The following is a 14,560-nucleotide window of genomic DNA, read 5'->3' on the forward strand; positions in this document are numbered from 1 at the left end:
TCGCGACCCCGTAAACGCAAAACGGGCGCCCCGCCGGAGCGCCCGTCGCCTTGTTCGATGAGGACCGCCCGATCCAGGATCGAGCGCCGGCACAGCCCGTCAGTTCGCCAGCTTGCCGATCGCGAGGAACTGCGTCTCGCCGGAGGAATCCTTCACGCCGTCATTGTCGGTGACGATGAAGGCGTTGCCGTCGGCGTCGATGGCGAAGCTCTCCACCTTGTCCAGCACATAGCCATGCGGCGCGGCGAGCAGCGGCAGCAGGTCCTTGACCTCGGTCTTGGTCAGCGTGGGCGCAGCCGCCTCGCTGCCGAGCGCCGCCGGGGCAACGCCCTTGAGCGAAACGAAGTTCAGCTTCTTCAGCTTCGCGGTCGGCCCCACCTGGTTGTCGCGCTCGATGACGATCAGGCCGTCCTTGTAGGCGGTGATTTCCGAAAGCCCCACCCAGCCCTTGGCGGCCGTGTCGAGCGGATAGCGCACATAGGACCAGCTCTTGGCCGCCGGCTTGTAGGCGAGCAGCTTGACGAAGCCCTTGGGATCGTCCTTCCACTCGCGCTGCACGGCGATCCACACCGTCTCGTCCGCCCCGGTGCCGGTGACGGTGACGCCCTCGAAACCGTAGCGGGTGGCCTGCGCCGCCGCCGCTTCCGGCAGGGCGATCTCTTCAGCGATGGCGCCATCCGCGCCCACCCGCAGCAGGAGGTTCTGCGTCGGGTTCTCCTTCTTCTCGGGATTGCCTTCCGAAGCCAGCCAGAAGCCGCCCTCGGGACGCACGGCGATGCCTTCGAGGTCGATGCCCTTGGCCGGCTTGCCGTCACGCGTCACAACCGTGGCGGCGGTGATCTTGGCCGGCAGCGAGGTGGCATCGATGGTCAGGATGCGCGCCTGCGCATAGGCGCTGTCGGTCACCGCGTAGAGCTTGCCCGGCTGCGTGGCATCGGCCGCGAAGCCCGAGAGAGCGCCCCACCAGATCGGCAGCCCGTCCGGGCCGTTCTGCGCCTGGATGGTGGGATAGGCCGGCTTGGCGCCCGGCTGGCGCTCATACACCGTCACGACGGAGCCAATGCCGCCATCTTCCCGCAGGTCGGTCTCGCTGGCCGTGACGAACAGGTTGCGCGCGGGGATGGCGATCAGCCCTTCCGGCCCGACGCCGCCCGGCAGCACCTGCAGGAATTCCGGAGCCTGCGCGCCGCCCTTGTCGCGATAGACGAAGATGAGCGAGCCGCGCTCGGAACCGAGGAACAGCAGGCGATCGTCGCCGAAGGTCGCGACCTCGGCGCCCTCCATCTCGATGCCCTTCTTGTTGCGGGCTTCGGGATAATGGCCGAGGCCAATGGCCATGTGCTCCGGCGCCGCGCCGGATTCGAACAGCAGCGCGCCTTTCTTGTCGAAGATGCTGAAGCCGCGCGATCCGCCCTTCCAGTCGCCCTCATTGGCGATCACGAAGCGCTCGTCGTCGATCCACTGCACGGTGTCCGGCTCGCGGGCCACGCCCTTGGCCGAACCGGAAAGGTCGATCACGCCATCCTTCTTGGTGTCGATATGGTCGAGATCGACCGTGCCGGCGGAGAAATGGCTGGTCACCTTGCCCGAAGCGAGGTCGACAATGACGATATGGTTGTTTTCCTGCAGCGTGACGACGACTTCGTTGCGCGTGTTGATGTCGAGATATTCCGGCTCCGGATCTTCCGGCGCGACCGCGGCGAGACCGGTGAAATCGACGACCTTCTTCGAGGCGGCATCGACCACGCCGTTCTTCACCTGGAAATAGGTGAGGTTGCCGGCGGGCATCTGCGGGATGGCCCCGTCATTGACCTCCTCGTCGCGCTCATTCTCGATCGCGATGGCGAGGTAGGTGCCATCCGGGCTCTTGGTGATCGAATCCGGCTGCCCGCCCAGGTCATGCCTGGCCTCGACCTTGCGGCTGGCAATGTCGACCACCGCGAGATGGCCGGACGGGTTCGACTTCGATTCCGAGGTGTTGACGCCGACATAGACCTTGTCGCCGATCACCACGCTGGTGGTGGGCTCGCCGTCCAGCGCCACCACGCCGGCGGGCCGGGGCGCCTTGGGATCGGTGATGTCGATGAAGCCGATGCGCTTGCCCGGGCTGTCGCTGTAGATCAGCGTCTTGCCATCGCCGGTGAAGGTGATGATCTCGGCCGAGGTCGCCTTGGCCGCGTCGGCACCTGCCGGCAGGTTGTCGATCACGTTGAACGTGGCGATGCGGTTGAACGGCGCGGGCGCCGGGGCGGCTGTCTGGGCCAGCGCGGCCGAGGCGGCGAGGCCGAACACCAGCGCCGAGACGCCGGCGAGAAGATACGAGCGCATGGAAGATTCCCCGTCCTGATGCGGGCCGGCGCCACGGCGCAGCGCGTCCCGCTGATAGCGCCTTTCAACGGGTCGCGAATGACAGAGGGATGACGATCCAACTGCAAAACCGTTGGGAACGTGACCAGCATTCGACTTTCGTACGGTCTTGTTGACCTAGCGGAGGCGAATTAGCGCTTGCACTTGCCTCTTCGTCATCGTCTCCTTGGTTCATCGGGACAAGGTGCTCAAGCGCCGCCCGGCGGGCACGACCCGCGAGGAAACGCCACAGGAGGAACCGCCCATGACCGACATGTCGGGCAGGAACGCTGACGTGCGCCCGGACGCACGCACCAGTCGTCGCCGCTTCATCGCCACCGCCGCCGCCGCGGCCGGTGCCACCGCTCTCGCCGCTCCGGCTGTGCACGCACAGGCGCCGATCCGGCTGAAATTCCAGTCGACCTGGCCCAACAAGGACATTTTCCACGAATTCGCCGGCGACTATGTGAAGCGCGTCAACGCCATGACCGGCGGGCGCGTCGAACTGGAACTGCTGCCGGCGGGCTCCGTCGTGCCGGCCTTCCAGATGCTCGACGCGGTATCCTCCGGCATTCTCGATGGCGGCCATGGTGTCGCCGCCTATTGGTACGGCAAGAACAAGGCGTTCTCTCTGTTCGGCACGGCGCCCGCCTTCGGCTGGGATGCCGACGAACTTCTGGGCTGGGTCCGCTATGGCGGCGGGCAGGCGCTGTATGACGACCTCGTGCAGAACACGCTCAAGCTGAACGTCGTCGGCATGCTGTCGGGCCCGATGCCGAGCCAGCCGCTGGGCTGGTTCAAGAAGGAAATCACCAGCGCCGCCGACATGAAGGGCATGAAATACCGCACCGTCGGCCTCGGCGCCGACCTGTTCAAGGAATTCGGCGCGGCGGTGACGATCGTTCCCGGCGGCGAAATCGTGCCGGCCATCGATCGCGGCCTGCTGGACGGGGCGGAGTTCAACAACCCCTCCTCCGACCTCGTGCTGGGCTTCCCGGACGTGGCCAAGGTCTACATGCTCGGCAGCTATCATCAGGCGCTCGAATGTTTCGAGATCCTGTTCAACAAGACCAAGTTCGAGAGCCTGCCCAAGGACGTGCAGGAAATCCTGCGCGGCGCCTCCGATGCGACCTCCGCCACCATGATGTGGAAGGCGCAGGACCGCTATTCCAAGGACCTGGAAGCCATCAAGGCGCGCGGCGTGAAGGTGCTGCCGACGCCCAAGCCGGTCCTGGAGGCGCAGCTGAAGGCCTGGGACGTGGTGATCGCCAATCTCTCGGCCGATCCGGTGTTCAAGAAGGTGGTCGACAGCCAGAAGGAATGGGCCAAGCGGATCGTCGGCTTCCGGCTGGAATATGAGCCGGATTCCAAGTTCGCCTATGACCACTTCTTCAAGACGGCCTGAGGTGGAAGCGGCGGGTGCGCCGGGCTGGGAGCCTTTCCGAGAACTGCCATTCTCCGGAAAGGCTCCAGCGAACTGTCTCGACGCGTTTTCGGCCCGCGGACCCATATCCGCGTCGACGGAGAACGCGCCGGTGCACCCGCCCCGCCGCTCGCATCGCGCCTGACAGGCGGGTCATCGCCTGCCGCACCCGCGGCCGGAATGGCCATGCGCGGGAGGTCGTCCCTCTGCCGGCCCTCCCGTGCCGCCCCCGGTCATCGGCCCTTCGGCCGGTTTGCGCTTGCGGGCCATGCCTACACATCCGCCCGGCGGGCCTGGAAGGCCGATCCGCCACGCCCACGCGGCGCCGCGCGGCACGATCGGCGTTCCGATGGCCTGATCCGCGACCACCCCTGCAAAACCGCCCTCCCCCCGAGGCCCTGCCATGCAATCCATCCTCCTCGGCGTCGACCGGCTGAACGCCTTCATCGGCAAGCTCTTCGCCTGGTGCATCGTCATCCTGATGCTGGCGATCTGCTATGAGGTGTTCCGCCGCTACGTGCTGCGCGATCCCACGACCTGGGCCTATGACGTCAGCCTGATGCTCTACGGCACGCTGTTCATGATGGCGGGCGCCTACACGCTCTCGCGCAACGGCCATGTGCGCGGCGATTTCCTCTACCGAAAATGGCGGCCGACGACGCAGGCCCGCACCGATCTGGTGCTCTATTTCCTGTTCTACTTCCCCGGCATCCTGGCGCTGATCTATGCCGGCTGGGGCTATTTCCAGCTGTCCTACATGCTCAACGAGCATTCCTCCTTCAGCCCGGACGGGCCGGTGATCTGGCCATTCAAGGCCATCATCCCGTTTGTCGGGGTGATGATGCTGCTGCAGGGTGTGGTGGAGGTGGTGCGCTGCCTCATCTGCATCCGCGATGGCGACTGGCCCCAGCGGCTGCACGATGTGGAGGAGATGGAGAAAATCATCCTCGACGAGGCCGCCGCCAAGGCCGAGCAGCAGTCCCGGCAGGAGGCAACCCTCACCGCCATCGAGCGGGATGCCACCACAAGGGGGTCGCTGTGATGTTCATCTCCGATCCCGCCCTCGGCATCGTGATGCTGGTGCTGTTCCTCATCTTCCTGATGCTCGGCTTCCCCATCGCCTTCACGCTCATGGCGCTGGGCGTCGGCTTTGGCTATTTCACGCAAGGCGACAGCATCTTCAACCTGTTCGTCCAGCGCACCTATTCGGTGATGGCGAATGACGTGCTGATCTCGATCCCGCTCTTCCTGTTCATGGGCTACGTGATCGAGCGCGCCAATATTCTCGACCGGCTGTTCCGCGCCATCCAGCTCGCCGCCGGCTGGATCCCCGGCTCGCTCGCGGTGGCGACGCTGATCACCTGCGCGCTGTTCGCCACCGCCACCGGCATTGTCGGCGCCGTGGTGACGCTGATGGGGCTGCTCGCCTTCCCCGCCATGCTGCGCGCCGGCTACGACACCAAGATCGCCTCGGGCGTGGTCTGCGCCGGCGGCTGCCTCGGCATCCTCATCCCCCCGAGCGTGATGCTCATCCTCTACGGCGCCACGGCGGGCGTCTCGGTGGTGAAACTCTATGCCGCCGCCTTCATTCCCGGCATCACGCTGGCGGCCATGTACATGGCCTACGTCGTCATCCGCGTGATCATCAATCCGGCGCTGGCACCCAAGCTCCCGGCGGAGGAGCGCAACGTGCCGGCCGGCGAGATCGCGCTGGCGCTGCTCACCTCATTCCTGCCGCTGGTGGCGCTCATCGTCTCGGTGCTGGGCTGCATCATCTTCGGCCTCGCCACGCCCTCGGAAGCGGCCGCCATCGGCGCGATGGGCGCCATTCTGCTGGCGCTCGCCTACCGCACCTTCAGCGTCGAGAAGCTGAAGGATTCCGTGTTCCTCACCGCCCGCGCCTCGGCCATGGTGTGCTGGCTGTTCGTCGGTTCGGCGGTGTTTTCCGCCGTGTTCGCCCTGCTCGGCGGCCAGCGCGTGGTGGAAGAGTTCATCATGTCGCTGGATCTCGGGCCGGTCGGCTTCCTGATCCTCACGCAGATCATCATCTTCGTGCTCGGCTGGCCGCTGGAATGGACGGAAATCATCGTCATCTTCCTGCCGATCTTCCTGCCGCTGCTCGACCATTTCGGCATCGACCCGATCTTCTTCGGCGTTCTCGTGGCGCTGAACCTGCAGACCTCGTTCCTCTCGCCGCCCGTCGCCATGGCGCCGTTCTACCTCAAAGGCGTGGCGCCCAAGCATGTCTCGATCGACGAGATCTTCTCCGGCGTCATGCCCTTCATCTTCATCGTCGTCTTCGCGATGGCGCTGCTCTACATCTTCCCCGGCTTTGCGCTGTGGCTGCCGAACTACCTCTATGGCGGCTGAGGCGGGCCGGCTCATGGCTTGCATGACGAAACGGGTCCTTGCGGACCCGTTTCAGTTTGCCGACTCTTGATCACAGGTCGCCTCACGCCGAGGCGGGCAGGCCCTTGGGGTCGCCGGGGGCGGTCTTCCAGCCGAGCGTGGGGAAGCGCACGACGCGGCGGCCGCGAAAATCGGCCTCGCACACCAGATGGCCGCGCTCCTCCATGTAGGTCAGCAGCCAGCGCCCGCGCGAGGGCGAGCGGCTGCCATAGGCGCGCGCCAGCGCCTCGTCGGCCGGCGAGGGCGCGCCTTCCATGCCCGCGCGCGCCAGCAGCAGGAAAACGCCCTGCATCTCCTCGGGCAGGCCGGCCGCCTGCGCCACCGCGCGCTGCCAGTCCTCATCCCCCACCCGCGCATCCAGCCCGGCACGGGCGATGGCCAGCCGGCGGGTGAACTCGGCAAGGTCCGGCACGCGCGAGCCGACCCGCCGCACGCGGCAATGCACGAGGAAATCGGGGTACAGCGCCGCCGCCGAACGGAACGGCGCCTCCGGATCGGCCACGAACTGGCGCACGATCTCGGCGACCAGCGCCTCGCGCTCGGCGTCGAACGCGGCCGCCACGGCAGGATCCACCGGCGCAGGCACGGGCGCGGGCGCCACTTCCAGCGTCTCCAGAATCTCCTCGGTGGCGCGCCGCTCCACCGGGCGCGCCGGTTGGGGCGGTGGCTCGGTGGCGAGATCGTCGAAGATCAGGTCCTGGATCTGCGCCGTGCCCAGTTCCGGCGGCGGCATCAGCTCGGGCCGGCCATTGCGGCTGGCGGTCTCCACATGGCCGATCTTCACCGGCAGCGGGCGACGCGACAAAGCCGGACCCAGCGCCACGAAGGACCCGGTATTGAGATCGCGGAAGCTCTCCGCCTGCCGCTTGTCCATGCCGAGCAGATCGGCGGCGCGCGCCATGTCGATATCGAGGAAGGTGCGGCCCATCAGGAAGTTGGACGCTTCCGCCGCCACGTTCTTGGCCAGCTTGGCGAGGCGCTGCGTGGCGATGACGCCGGCCAGCCCGCGCTTGCGGCCGCGGCACATGAGGTTGGTCATGGCCGAAAGCGAGACGCGGCGCGCCTCGTCGGAAATCTCGCTGGCGCCGGACGGCGCGAAGAGCTGCGCCTCGTCGACAATCACCAGCATGGGAAACCAGTGCTCGCGGTCGGCATCGAACAGGCCGCTCAGGAATGCCGCCGCCGAGCGCATCTGCGCATCGGCATCGAGGCCTTCGAGATTGAACACCACGGAGGCGCGATGGCGGCGGATGCGCGCGGCGATGCGCTGGATCTCGCCGACCGTGCGCTCGGCGTCGATCACCACATGGCCGAAGCGCTCGCCGAAGCCGACAAAGTCGCCTTCCGGGTCGATGATCGCCTGCTGCACATGGCCGGCGCTCTGTTCCAGCAGCCGCCGCAGCAGATGCGACTTTCCGGAGCCGGAATTGCCCTGCACGAGGAGGCGCGTGGAAAGAAGCTCCTCCAGATCGAGCCGCACCGGCTGGCCGGCCGTGCTGGTCCCGAGCTCGATACCGATCTTCATTCCGCTTCCGCGATCCTTCATTCGTGCCGCACGCGCCGCCGGCCGCGCCTGCCTATCATGTCCGCCCCGGTGGGCGCGCGGGGCCAAGGACACAACTCCACAGATTCGGCGGCCTGCGACAAGGCCCGCGCCTGGATCGCGGCGAAGGCAAGGCGGAGCGCGCGGCGTCTGCCCGCGCCGACCGGGCTGTCACGGCGTGGCGGACGGCGCGTGACAGCCAGGGCTCGACGCTGCCGCCGCGCTGTGCGAGAGGAAATGCATGTCCGCGCCCCTCTTCACCATCGGCTATGAACAGGTCGCCTCCGCCGCCGTGCTCGACACGCTGCGCACGGCCGGCGTCGAATTGCTGGTGGATGTGCGCGCGGTCGCCGCCTCGCGTCGCGCGGGTTTCTCCAAGAGCCAGCTGGCCGCCGGCGTCGCGGGGCTCGATATCGGCTACCTGCATCTGCGTGGGCTCGGCACGCCGGCGGAGGGGCGCCAGGCCGCCCGCACCGGCCATTATGGCGAGCTGCGCCGCATCTACGACGCCCACCTCGCCACGCCGACCGCACGGGAGCAGCTGGACGAACTCACCGCCCTGGTGAAGGCCGGCCGGCGGGTATGCCTCCTGTGCTATGAGCGCCACCCCGAGCATTGCCACCGCCAGATGATCGCCGATCTCGTGTGCGAGCGCGTGGGCATGCCGGTCGAGCACCTGTTCGCACCGCCGGCCTGATCCCGCGCCAACGACACCTGCGACAATTCGCCCCAGATCGACGCCTCTCTCAAGGGCAGGCCTCAATCCTTGGTTGATTGAGCACAACCGCCGTCAAATGCTCGGATCGGTTGCACGCGGATACCTTTCCACCTGTCAGATTGCTGAGCGCGCCGATGCCCGGTTGGCCGACGCCGTGCCGTGCGTGCCCCTTTGCGCGCGCCCTCGGGCGGCGCTCCTGCACGCCTCATCCGCTACCCCGGCCACGGGTCCTTCGGCGCGCCCGTATTGTCGCGAGCGGGTGGCCGACCCGCCTGCTGGCCGCCCTGCTTGCCGCCGGCCTCGGGATTCCCGCCGCGGCGCAGGAGGGGGATGCGGAGACGGCGCCATTCTCGCTACGCAACCGGCTGTATTTCTTCACGGGCGTCGATATCGCCCGCGACAATGCCTATGGCTGGGGCGGCGCGGCATGGGCGCCGTTTGCCGCCATGGATCAGGAGGGGCTGCGCCTGCGCGGGCAGATCGGCGGCGGGCACTATAGCTACCGCACCGATGCGGTGCCCGGCGGCTGGAACGGTGTGAACAAGCAGGAGGGTGAGGTGCTGGCCGGCTGGCAGTGGCTGCGCGGCCCGCATGCGCTCGCCCTCTATGTCGGTGCCAACGTCATCGACAACCAGCTCGATCAGCCCGACCCGAGCAATCCCGACCAGGGCGTGGCGGTGGGGGCCAAGTTCACCGCCGAATGGTTCTATCGCCACGATGAGAACTGGACCTTCACCGCGGCGCTGTCCGGCTCCACCGCCGACGACACCGGCCATGCCCGCGCCACCGCCGCGCGCCGTGTGAACGAATGGTACGAACTGGGCGTGGAGGCCGGCGCCTCCACCGATTGGCTGTCGCAGGACGCGCGCGGCGGCCTGTTCATCACCACCACCTCCCTGCCCGGCTGGCAGGTGCGCGCAGCCGGCGGCTGGCGCTGGAGCAGCGACAGCGATGACAGTCCCTACGCCACGATGTCGCTCTTCCTGCCCTATTGAAGGCGCCGCGCGTCAGGCATCCTCGGCCTTCATCGCCTCCAGCGCGGCGGTGGCGTCCACATCCGCGCGGGCGGCGATCGCGTGGATCTCCAGCGCCTCCAGTTCCTCGCGCGTGTCGATGTCGAGAAAGGCGCCTTCCCCCTCCACCGGCAGTTCCACCACCGCATCGGCATGGGTGGCGATGAGATGGCGCGCGCCGACATCGCCGGTCAGCGCCATCAGCTCGCCAAACAGAGGACGGGCCCAGGCCACCGGGTTGCCCCGCCGCCCCGCCGCCACCGGCACGGCGATCAGCTGGCCGGCTGACGGATCGATGGCCCGGATGAGCGCGTCGACCAGCGCGGACCCGACGCTCGGCATGTCGCCGAGCATTACCACCGCCGCCTCGGTCTCCTCCGGCAGAGCGGCGAGGCCGATGCGCAGCGAGGTCGAGAGCCCGTCGGCGAAGTCGGGATTATGGGCGAAAACGACGTCCAGCCCCTCCAGCGCCGCGCGTACCTTCTCCGCCTCATGGCCGGTGACGACGATCACCGGCCGCGCTGCCGAGCCGAGCGCCGCCTGCACCGCGCGGCGCACCAGCGGCTCGCCGTCGAGCGGGGCGGAAAGCTTGTGCGCATGCGGCATCCGCGTTCCGCGTCCCGCCGCCAGCACGATGGCCGCGCGCGGGCCGGGTGCGGCGGCCGGCGTCGGCGCCGGGGCGATCTCGCGCGGCTGCGGCCGTGTCGGAATTTCCATCAGCAACCCTCCTACCCCCATCGCGGTGATGTCCGCGCGCGAGACGGCAAGCCCCGCGAGCAGCCGGTGCAGCACCCAGTCGAAACCGTTCTCGCGCGGGCTGCGCGCGCAGCCGGGCGCGCCCAGCACCGGCACGCCACCAACGCGCCCGACCAGCAGAAGGTTGCCCGGATCCACCGGCATGCCCAGATGCGCGATTACCCCGCCCGTCGCCTCGATCGCGGCAGGGATCACATCACGGCGATCGGCGATGGCCGAGGCGCCGAACACCAGCACAAGCTCGGCGCCCCCCGCCACCGCCGCATCGAGCGCCGCGGCGAGCGCGCCTTGCGCATGCGGCACTCGCCATTCGCCGGTGAGGGTCGCGCCGGTGGGCGCCAGCCGGGCCTCTGTCACGCGCAGCGTCTTGGCGATCACCTTCTCGGCCAGGCCCGGCAGCAGGGTGGAGATGACCGCGACCCGCCGCAGCCGATAGGGCGCCACCTCCACCATCGGGCGGCAGAGCCGGCCAACGGCCGCCATCGCCTCCCCCGGCACGGCGAAGGGAATGATCTTCACCGTCGCGACCATTTCGCCCAAAGCCACCGGGCGGAAGGCCGGCAGCGTCGCCAGCGTCACGGCCTCGCTGATCTGGTTGAGCGCGTCGACGCCGGCGCGGTCGACCAGCAGCACGCCGGCGGCTTGCGCCCGCAGGTTGACCCGCCCGGTAAAGGGCGCATCCGCCCGCGCCAGCGGCCCGGCAATGGCCGCCGCGACGGCGGCCGCGGCCGCGTCCTCGCCCACATCCCCCGGCTCCAGCCGCGCCGCGACGATCTCGGTGACGCCCGCCTGCGCGAGCCGGGCGATCCGCGCCGCATCCAGCACCATGCCCTTGCGCAGGTCGACACCCGGCAGGCGCAGCGAATGCACCGCCACCGCGCCCTGCGCCTCAAGGAGCGGAATGGTGCCGAACTTCACGCCGCGCGCTCCCGGGCCGGTGCGCGACGCCGCAGGTCCGCGATCACCTCGCCCAGAATGGCAACGGCGATCTCCGCCGGGCTGACCGCGCCGATATCGAGCCCGATCGGCGCGTGGATGCGGGCCAGCGCCTCACGCGGAATGCCGGTCGCGGCGAGGCGTTCCAGCCGGGCGGCATGGGTCTTCCGCGAGCCCAGCGCGCCGATATAGAAGCACTCGCGCGCCAGCGCCTCGACCAGCGCCGGATCGTCGATCTTCGGGTCATGGGTCAGCGCGGCGAAGGCGGTGAAGCCATCGAGCCGCAGTTCCGGCAGCACCCTATCGGGCCACGCGGCGCGCAGGTCGATCGCGGGGAAGCGCTCGGGCGTCGCGAAGGCGGTGCGCGGATCGATGATGATCACGTCGAAGCCGGCGCTCGCCGCCATCGGTGCCAATGCCTGCGAGATATGCACCGCGCCGGTGATGACCAGCCGGGGCGAGGGCACCTGCACGGTGAGGAAGACGCGCGCGTCGCCGTGCTCCACAAGCCGGCTGCGGCCGGTGCGCAGCGCTTCCGTGAGCTGTTCGGCCAAGGGATCGCCGGCGATCGCGTCCGGGCGGACGACGCGCTGGCGGCCGCTGCCAAGCTCGGTGACGAGAAGCGTGGCGCGGCGGGCGGCGCGCTCGGCGTTGAGCGCTTCAAGAACCGCGAGTTCCATCAGGCCACCTTCTCGACATAGACCGCGATGCGCCCGCCGCAGGACAGGCCAACCTGCCAGGCGGTGGCGTCGGCAACGCCGAATTCGAGCAGGCGCGGCGTGCCCTGCGCGATCACCTCGGCGGCCTCCGCCACGACCGCGCCCTCCACGCAGCCCCCCGATACCGAGCCGAGGAAATTGCCCTCCCCGTCAATGGCCAGATGGCTGCCGACCGGGCGCGGCGCCGAACCCCATGTCTCGATAACGGTGGCGAGCGCCACGCCGCGCCCCTCGCGCCGCCAGCGGGCGGCGGCTTCCAGAACGTCTTCCTCGCGCGCGTACATGCCGTCTCTCCCGATCGGTCTCGTCATCTTTATCGCAGAGCATCACGCCCGCGCTTGCCGATAAAGCACGAAGCGATCAAAAAGCCGCGCATGACCTTGCCCGCAACCGCGCCCGCCCCCTCTCCGCCCGTCGCCTCCATGCCGCGCACGCTGCGCCGTCTCGACGAACTGAGCGAGGCCGGCCTTCTGCCCGCGCCCGCCGATCGCCCGGATGCTCTCGACGCCGTCGCCGCGCGCTATGCGGTGGCGGTGACGCCGGTTCTCGCCGCCCTCGTCGACCGCAGCGACCCGGCCGATCCCATCGCCCGCCAGTTCGTGCCCGATACGCGCGAGCTGGACACCGGCCCTGAGGAGCTTGCCGATCCGATCGGCGACGGCGCGCACAGCCCGGTGCCGGGCATCGTGCACCGCTATCCCGACCGGGTGCTGCTCAAGCTGGTCGGCGTCTGCGCCATCTATTGCCGCTTCTGCTTCCGCCGCGAAATGGTCGGCCCCGGCGCCGAGAGCAGCCTCTCGGACGCGGCGCTGGACGGCGCGCTGGCTTATGTCGCGGGCCATCCCGAGATATGGGAGGTGGTCGTCACCGGCGGCGACCCGCTGGTCGCTGCGCCGCGTCGGCTCGCTGACCTGATGGCACGGCTCGCCGCGATCGGGCATGTGAGGATCGTGCGCTTCCACACCCGCGTGCCGATCGCCGCGCCCGAGCGCATCACCCCCGCGCTGGTGGCGGCGCTGCGCAGGCCTGATCTCACCACCTATGTCGCGGTGCATGCGAACCATGCGCGCGAACTGGGGCCGGAAGCGCGCGCCGCGCTGGGCCGGCTGGCCGATGCGGGGATCGCCCTTGTCGGGCAGAGCGTGCTTCTGGCCGGCGTCAACGATGCGGCGGACACGCTCGCCGCCCTGTTCCGCGCGCTGGTCGAGTGCCGGGTGAAGCCCTATTACCTGCACCATCCCGACCTGGCCCCCGGCACCGCCCATTTCCGCCTGCCGTTGGCACGCGGGCAGGAGCTGATGCAGGCGCTGCGCGGGCGTGTCTCCGGCCTCGCCCTGCCAACCTATGTGCTCGATATCCCCGGCGGCCACGGCAAGGTGCCGGTGGGACCGGGCTATCTCGAACCCACGCCCGAGGGCTGGCACGTCACCGATTATTGCGGCGGCGTGCATGCCTATGCCGAGGGCGTGGACGCCTCGGATGGCGGCACGTGAGGCCGTCCGCGCGCGTGGACGTGGTCGTGCTCGGCGCCGGCGCGGCGGGCATGATGTGCGCCTGGGAGGCCGGCAAGCGCGGGCGCAGCGTCGTCGTCATCGATCATGCCCGCGCGCCGGGCGAGAAGATCCGCATTTCCGGCGGCGGACGCTGCAATTTCACCCATCTCGACGCCACGCCGCGCACCTATCTCTCCGCCAATCCCGGTTTCGCCATCTCGGCGCTGAAGCGCTACACGCCGCAGGATTTCGTCCGTCTGGTCGACCAGCACGGCATCGCCTGGCACGAGAAGGCGCGCGGTCAATTGTTCTGCGACGGCTCGGCGCGGCAGATCGTCGACATGCTGACACGCGGCCTCGCCGATGTCGGCGCCGAGCTGCGTCTGGCCACCACGGTCACCGACATCGAGCGCAGCGCGGACGGCTTCATGCTGGCCACCTCGACGGGCGCCCTCGCCTGCCGCGCGCTGGTCGTGGCGACGGGGGGCAAGTCCATCCCCAAGATGGGCGCCACCGGCTTCGGCTACGATCTGGCCGAGCGCTTCGGGCTCCCCGTGCTGCCGACCCGGCCGGGACTGGTGCCGCTGACGCTCGATCCGGCGTTGCTGGAGCGGCTCGCCCCGCTCGCCGGCGTGGCGGTGGAGGCGCGCGTGCGCCACGGCAAGACGCGCTTCGAGGATGGGCTGCTCTTCACCCATCGCGGCCTGAGCGGGCCGGCCATCCTGCAGATATCCTCGTACTGGCGCGAGGGCGAGGAAATCGAGATCGCGCTGGCGCCGGCCACCGACGTCTTCACCCGGCTGCGCGAGGCGCGCGCCCACCAGGGACGGCAGGCGCCGGCCAGCGTGCTCGCCGGGTTCCTGCCCAAGCGGCTGGCGCAGCGAATCGGCGAACAGGAGGCCGGGGCGAAGAACCTCGCCGACCTCCCGGACACGCGGCTGCGCCGCATCGAGGCGGCGGTGAACGGCTGGCGCCTGAAGCCCACGGCCTCCGAGGGCTACCGCACCGCCGAGGTCACGCTGGGCGGCGTCGACACGGCGGGGCTCGATTCGCGCAGCATGCAGGCGCGCCACGTGCCGAACCTGTATTTCATCGGCGAGGTGGTGGACGTCACCGGCTGGCTCGGCGGCTATAATTTCCAGTGGGCCTGGTCCTCCGGCTGGGTGGCCGGACAGAGCGTCTAGCGCGGCTTCGGGCGACGAAC

General features: G+C 69.3%; 12 protein-coding genes. 7 read left to right on the top strand and 5 right to left on the bottom strand.

The genetic code is table 11. From position 1 onward, the window contains the following. Positions 1-99: 99 nt before the first annotated feature. Complete coding sequence (locus QOZ99_RS00875) at positions 100-2,328, bottom strand: esterase-like activity of phytase family protein (RefSeq protein ID WP_306887990.1); 2,229 nt, start codon at positions 2,326-2,328, stop codon at positions 100-102. 283 nt (positions 2,329-2,611) lie between these two features. Here QOZ99_RS00875 and QOZ99_RS00880 point away from each other — a divergent pair, with 283 nt between their 5' ends. From QOZ99_RS00880 to QOZ99_RS00890, 3 genes are all read left to right on the top strand, one after another. Next, entirely contained in the window at positions 2,612-3,751 is a 1,140-nt protein-coding gene (locus tag QOZ99_RS00880) for a TRAP transporter substrate-binding protein (protein ID WP_183189591.1), read from the top strand. A 421-nt stretch (positions 3,752-4,172) separates the two neighbouring features. Continuing rightward, positions 4,173-4,811 carry a TRAP transporter small permease subunit gene (locus QOZ99_RS00885; protein WP_306887991.1) on the top strand — a complete coding sequence of 213 codons (639 nt, stop codon included), beginning with the start codon at positions 4,173-4,175 and terminating at the stop codon, positions 4,809-4,811. After that, positions 4,811-6,139, top strand: a complete 1,329-nt coding sequence (locus QOZ99_RS00890) for a TRAP transporter large permease (RefSeq protein ID WP_306887992.1) — start codon at positions 4,811-4,813, stop codon at positions 6,137-6,139. Before QOZ99_RS00885 ends, QOZ99_RS00890 begins: the two co-directional genes overlap by 1 nt. Positions 6,140-6,221: 82 nt before the next feature. Here QOZ99_RS00890 and QOZ99_RS00895 read toward each other — a convergent pair whose 3' ends face one another. Then, complete coding sequence (locus QOZ99_RS00895) at positions 6,222-7,703, bottom strand: helicase HerA domain-containing protein (RefSeq protein ID WP_306887993.1); 1,482 nt, start codon at positions 7,701-7,703, stop codon at positions 6,222-6,224. A gap of 259 nt (positions 7,704-7,962) precedes the next feature. Here QOZ99_RS00895 and QOZ99_RS00900 point away from each other — a divergent pair, with 259 nt between their 5' ends. Next, on the top strand, positions 7,963-8,418 hold the full coding sequence (locus QOZ99_RS00900; RefSeq protein WP_306887994.1) for a DUF488 domain-containing protein: 456 nt from the start codon (positions 7,963-7,965) through the stop codon (positions 8,416-8,418). Positions 8,419-8,573: 155 nt separating this feature from the next. Then, the gene (gene bcsS / locus QOZ99_RS00905; RefSeq protein WP_306887995.1) at positions 8,574-9,434 is read left to right on the top strand and encodes a cellulose biosynthesis protein BcsS; all 861 of its coding nucleotides are present in this window, start codon (positions 8,574-8,576) and stop codon (positions 9,432-9,434) included. Positions 9,435-9,446: 12 nt separating this feature from the next. On the opposite strand, the gene QOZ99_RS00910 is transcribed toward bcsS, so the two are convergent. Genes QOZ99_RS00910 through QOZ99_RS00920 form a run of 3 tightly spaced genes read right to left on the bottom strand, consistent with a single transcriptional unit; the run spans position 9,447 to position 12,147 of the window. Then, complete coding sequence (locus QOZ99_RS00910) at positions 9,447-11,126, bottom strand: NTP transferase domain-containing protein (RefSeq protein WP_306887996.1); 1,680 nt, start codon at positions 11,124-11,126, stop codon at positions 9,447-9,449. Continuing rightward, on the bottom strand, positions 11,123-11,824 hold the full coding sequence (locus QOZ99_RS00915) for an XdhC family protein (protein ID WP_306887997.1): 702 nt from the start codon (positions 11,822-11,824) through the stop codon (positions 11,123-11,125). Before QOZ99_RS00915 ends, QOZ99_RS00910 begins: the two co-directional genes overlap by 4 nt. Continuing rightward, entirely contained in the window at positions 11,824-12,147 is a 324-nt protein-coding gene (locus tag QOZ99_RS00920; RefSeq protein ID WP_306887998.1) for an XdhC family protein, read from the bottom strand. The genes QOZ99_RS00915 and QOZ99_RS00920 overlap by 1 nt, the downstream gene beginning before the upstream one ends. A 90-nt stretch (positions 12,148-12,237) precedes the next feature. Here QOZ99_RS00920 and QOZ99_RS00925 point away from each other — a divergent pair, with 90 nt between their 5' ends. Next, the gene (locus QOZ99_RS00925) at positions 12,238-13,356 is read left to right on the top strand and encodes a lysine-2,3-aminomutase-like protein (RefSeq protein WP_306887999.1); all 1,119 of its coding nucleotides are present in this window, start codon (positions 12,238-12,240) and stop codon (positions 13,354-13,356) included. After that, complete coding sequence (locus QOZ99_RS00930) at positions 13,353-14,540, top strand: BaiN/RdsA family NAD(P)/FAD-dependent oxidoreductase (RefSeq protein WP_306888000.1); 1,188 nt, start codon at positions 13,353-13,355, stop codon at positions 14,538-14,540. Before QOZ99_RS00925 ends, QOZ99_RS00930 begins: the two co-directional genes overlap by 4 nt. Positions 14,541-14,560 lie beyond the last annotated feature (20 nt).

This window comes from Ancylobacter amanitiformis (genome assembly GCF_030814815.1).
Classification (GTDB): Bacteria; Pseudomonadota; Alphaproteobacteria; order Rhizobiales; family Xanthobacteraceae; genus Ancylobacter; species Ancylobacter amanitiformis.